The 3949-nt window shown below is 37.8% G+C and carries 3 protein-coding genes; 2 read left to right on the forward strand and 1 reads right to left on the reverse strand.

The window, feature by feature from the left end; all coding sequences use genetic code 11:
• Positions 1–158: 158 nt before the first annotated feature.
• Entirely contained in the window at positions 159–392 is a 234-nt protein-coding gene (locus tag PVK70_RS18430; RefSeq protein WP_130046137.1) for a hypothetical protein, read from the reverse strand.
• 164 nt (positions 393–556) lie between these two features.
• On the opposite strand from PVK70_RS18430, the gene PVK70_RS18435 reads away from it, so the two are divergent.
• Both PVK70_RS18435 and PVK70_RS18440 read left to right on the forward strand, forming a co-directional pair.
• A complete protein-coding gene (locus tag PVK70_RS18435) occupies positions 557–2203 on the forward strand; it encodes an ABC-ATPase domain-containing protein (RefSeq protein WP_130049437.1) in 1647 nt (548 codons plus the stop codon).
• 269 nt (positions 2204–2472) lie between these two features.
• Positions 2473–3837 carry a YjiH family protein gene (locus tag PVK70_RS18440; RefSeq protein WP_130049436.1) on the forward strand — a complete coding sequence of 455 codons (1365 nt, stop codon included), beginning with the start codon at positions 2473–2475 and terminating at the stop codon, positions 3835–3837.
• The last annotated feature ends 112 nt before the right edge of the window (positions 3838–3949 follow it).

Raw genomic sequence — 3949 nt, forward strand, 5'->3', positions numbered from 1 at the left:
TATTTTTATTGACTTATGTATTTTACTTCGCGTCACAAAAAAATAATAGGATATAACAAAAAAAAGCTTGCTATAGAGGTAATTCTTTTAAATTTCATTGTGTTAAGTGGTTATTCAAATAGTTACCCACAGAAAATGTGGATAACTGTGAGTAACTCTTATCCCCAAAGTGTTAAATTCAGAATGCGTACAAGTACGCCAATAAAAAATAAACTTACGCCAATGCGATACCATTTATGCTCTTGGAGAGATAGGTCAATTCTTTTAACAAAAAGTAAACATGCTCCACCCCAATCTGCGGTTCGTTTTCCATACAGTGAAATGGCGAGCAAAAGACAAATAATTCCTGAGCCAATAAGTACATTTTCTAAAATAGTAACGATAACATTCATACTGTATTCCTTTACGTAATTAGCATTACTATGACTTGAAACTCTTTAAAAAGTAAATTAGCCAATAGTCGTAGAGTTATTTTTCATATCGGCATGAAAGAAGTTCTTATTATGACGGGCTTTTTGTTATACTGCTCACAACTTTATTTGATAATGTGAATGTAATGGAACATCTTGAAGCCAAACTAAAAAAATTAGAAAAAAGAAACTATCGTAGCTATACCTCTATTAAAGGGGAATATGACTTCACTGACTTCACTTTATCTATTGATAATGTTCAATCTGATCCCTATGCGCCGCCGTCACGATTAAGAGCTAAACGTGCATGGTCGCTTACGCATCTTCAGTGGTTACAAGAAACGTCTCTTGATTATCAGCGTGCTGCAAGAGATTTTCTTGCTCGTCATTTCAGTCAATTGCTTGAGAAAGACACGACATTGTCAATTGCGCTTTCTGGCCAAACGGTTTTAGATCATACATCGGTTATTTTTGATGATGAAGGGATTGAACTTCGTTATAACATGAACTTACCTGCTGATGGTCGTGAGATCTTAGCGAAACGCGCGATTAATATTTTGACATTCCACATGCCAAAATATATCCGTCGTACTTTATTGGCTCGTGAATTACCAATTGATGAGCTAAAAGCACACTGCCAAGTTATCGTTGATCAAGTCGCGCTGCGTCGTCAGTTAGCAGAACATAATTTAGTGGCTTTTGTTGCTAATGGCAGTATTTTACCGCGTATTGCTGGTAATAATGATCGCCCAATGAAAGACGCAATTCCATTCCAAAGCCCTGCTTCTCTTGAGGTAGAGTTATCTACACCGAATCGCGGTCTTATTAAAGGCATGGGGATCCCAAAAGGTATCACTCTGATTGTTGGTGGTGGTTTCCATGGTAAATCAACGTTATTAAATGCCTTGGAACGCTCTATTTACGATCACATTCCTGGTGATGGTCGCGAATATATCGTTACTGAAGAGTCAACGACTAAAATTCAGGCAGAAGATGGCCGTTGTGTTCACAATTTGAACCTATCGAACTACATTAATCATTTGCCTATGGGTAAAGATACGACTTGTTTCTCTACCCAAGATGCCTCTGGTTCTACATCACAAGCAGCATGGCTTCAAGAGTCATTAGAAGCGCAAGCAAAAACGCTATTAATAGATGAAGATACTTCAGCAACTAACTTCATGATCCGTGATGAGCGTATGCAAGCATTAGTTAATAATGGTGCAGAGCCAATCACGCCCTTAGTTGATCGTATTGGTCAATTACGTGATGAGTTGGATGTATCAACCATTCTAGTTATGGGTGGTTCTGGTGATTACCTTGATGTTGCCGATACTGTGATTCAAATGCATGATTACCAAGCGGTTGATGTCACTGTAAAAGCAAAAGAAGTGGTAGCGACTCATCCTACTACACGTGTTAGAGAAGGTTCTGAGCATTTACTTCCAACTCAAACTCGTCAGTTAAACCGTTCTTCTCTTCAAGCTATTTTGCAAGAAGGTAAATTCCGTATTCAGGCAAGAAACAAGAATACGCTTCGTTTTGGACGTGAATTAGTTGATATTACCGCCATGTCGCAATTACAGTCATCAGCACAAGTTCATGCGATTGGTTGGTTATGGTTCCAACTTTCTCAAACTCCAGGTTGGGAAACTGACCCAGTTGAATTTATTGCGCAGCAACTGCATGACAACTGGTATGAGTTAATGCCTAAACATGGTGATTTAGCTAAGCCTCGTGTTATTGAAGTTATGGCGACATTAAACAGAATGCGAGTTGCTGACTTCAAATAACTAACTTATCAATTATAGCCTCCAATCACGGGGGCTTTTTTATATTTAATTTTCAGAATGTAACAAAAAACAAACAATTCAGTTGCGTTTTAAATGCTACCCAATAGTTATCACCACATACAAGTGAATAAATACTTTTTTTTAATGAATAGTATTCCACTTTTAAAAAAAACAGTGTACTCTCCATAATAACTGAATGAATACGGAAGTTTAGTGAATAATAATGCTAAGGATTAGCTTTTTATTAACTAGTAGTAATTGAGAGATTTATGCAAAATTCAAGTGAGATACCCCAAATGAGCAAGAAGAATCTTCTAATGTTTCTTATCCCATCGTTGATTGGTCTGTTCCTATTTATGGCTCCAATCACTTATAACGGTGATATCACCATTCCTGTTGCTGTATTAGCAAAATCAATTCAAGCTTTGTTTGGTGAGCATCTAGTAGCAATAGTTACTGGCATCGTTATGTTTATGTCTGTAATTACCATTCTGACTAAGATTATTAAGCCTAGCATTATCACAAATAACGACTTTTTATTTGGTTTACTTAACCCTACCCCTCTTTGGTTTGTGGTTCGCTTAATTGGCGGCATCGCTGCTGCAATGGTTTTCTTTCAAGTTGGTCCTGAAGCGATATGGGAACCAAATACTGGTGGTTTAGTTCTTAACGATCTGTTACCTGTTCTCTTCTCTGTATTTATTTTTGCGGGATTACTGCTTCCTTTATTGCTTAACTTTGGTTTATTGGAATTGTTCGGTGCTCTTTTAAGTAAAATTATGCGCCCTGTTTTCAATCTACCTGGTCGTTCAGCTATTGATTGTATGGCTTCTTGGTTAGGTGATGGCTCTGTTGGTATTCTTTTAACAAGTAAGCAATATGAAGAGAAATTTTATACTCAACGTGAAGCTGCTGTTGTTGGTACGACGTTCTCTGCTGTGTCTATTACCTTTAGCTTAGTGGTTATTGCGCAAGTTGAATTAGAAAGCTATTTCTTACCATTTTACTTAACGGTATGTCTAGCCGGTGTTGTTGCGGCAATCATCATCCCTCGCCTGCCTCCTCTTAGCCGTAAAAAGGACCTGTTTATCGATGGTTCTGAACGTGCTGTTGATGCTGAAGTTATCCCAGAAGGCTATACGACTTTTTCTTGGGGTCTTGAGCAAGCAATGAATAAGGCTTCAAAAGTAACTTCTATTCGAAGTGTGTTTGGTGAAGGTGTTAAAAATGCAGTTGATATGGTTTTCGGTGTATTACCTGTCGTTATGGCGCTTGGTACTATCGCTTTAGTTATTGCTGAATATACTTCTGTATTTTCTGTATTGGGCCAGCCTTTTATTCCTTTTTTAGAATTACTTGGTGTTCCTTATGCGGTAGAAGCATCTCAAACGATTGTTGTTGGTTTTGCTGATATGTTTATTCCATCAATTATTGCGGCGTCTATCGATAGTGAGATGACTCGCTTTGTTATCGCGGCTATGTCTGTGACTCAACTTATCTACATGTCTGAAGTGGGTGCTTTACTTCTTGGTAGTAAAATCCCTGTAAATATTTTTGAATTGTTTGCTATCTTCATTCTACGTACGTTAATTACGTTACCAGTGATTGCAGGTATGGCACACTTAATCTTTTAATTAAGTAAATAACATAATAGTTATAAAAAAGGCGACTTCTTATGAGGTCGCCTTTCTTCGTTTGCCCAGCAAAGCTGGCAAACCCGTCTGCTTGCAAGATAGCAGAGTCACC

It is taken from the genome of Aliivibrio sp. A6, from assembly GCF_028765505.1.
Classification (GTDB): domain Bacteria; phylum Pseudomonadota; class Gammaproteobacteria; order Enterobacterales; family Vibrionaceae; genus Aliivibrio; species Aliivibrio finisterrensis_A.